Source organism: Pseudomonas sp. K5002 (assembly GCF_013386655.1).
Lineage (GTDB): Bacteria > Pseudomonadota > Gammaproteobacteria > Pseudomonadales > Pseudomonadaceae > Aquipseudomonas.
Genome location: NZ_JACARK010001196.1, coordinates 1 through 844 on the forward strand (window position 1 = coordinate 1; position 844 = coordinate 844).

Annotated in this window: 1 protein-coding gene; it reads left to right on the top strand. The window is 63.0% G+C overall.

Features of this window, described 5'->3' with window-relative positions:
- Positions 1 to 804, top strand: an 804-nt coding sequence (locus HX846_RS34815) for a dihydrodipicolinate synthase family protein (RefSeq protein WP_178967214.1), incomplete at its 5' end; no start/stop codon positions are given.
- Positions 805 to 844 lie beyond the last annotated feature (40 nt).

Here is an 844-nt window from a genome sequence, read left to right on the forward strand (position 1 = left end):
ATGGGCGACTGGCCGTTGCTGACCGAGGCCGAGCGCCAGGAAGGCGTGGCGCGCCTGGTGGCCGCCGGTGTGCCGACCATCGTCGGCACCGGCGCGGTCAACAGCCGTGAAGCCGTGGCCCATGCAGCGCACGCGGCGAAGGTCGGCGCCCATGGTTTGATGGTCATCCCGCGGGTGCTGTCCCGTGGTGCATCGGCGACGGCGCAAAAGGATCACTTTGCAGCCATCCTCAAGGCGGCGCCAAACCTGCCGGCGGTGATCTACAACAGCCCTTACTACGGCTTCGCCACCCGCGCCGACCTGTTCTTCGAACTGCGTCGCGAGTACCCGAACCTGATCGGCTTCAAGGAATTCGGCGGTGCTGCAGACCTGCGCTACGCGGCCGAACACATCACCTCCAAGGACGATGACGTGACCTTGATGGTCGGCGTGGATACCCAAGTGGTGCACGGCTTCGTCAACTGCAACGCCACCGGCGCAATCACCGGCATCGGCAATGCACTGCCACGGGAAGTCCTGCAACTGGTGGCCTTGAGCAAGAAAGCCGCCAAGGGCGACGCCACTGCACGTCGCCAGGCGCGGGAGTTGGAGTCGGCGCTGGCGGTGCTGTCGTCCTTCGACGAAGGCTGCGACCTGGTGCTGTTCTACAAACATCTGATGGTGCTCAACGGCGACAAGGAATACACCCTGCACTTCAACGAGACCGATGCCCTCAGCGATGCCCAGCGTCGTTATGCAGAGAACCAGTACGCGCTGTTCCGCCAGTGGTACGCCAACTGGTCGGCCGAGCAGAACGTCGCTTAACACTATTCAAGGCAGCAAAAATCAAATGTGGGAGCTGTCG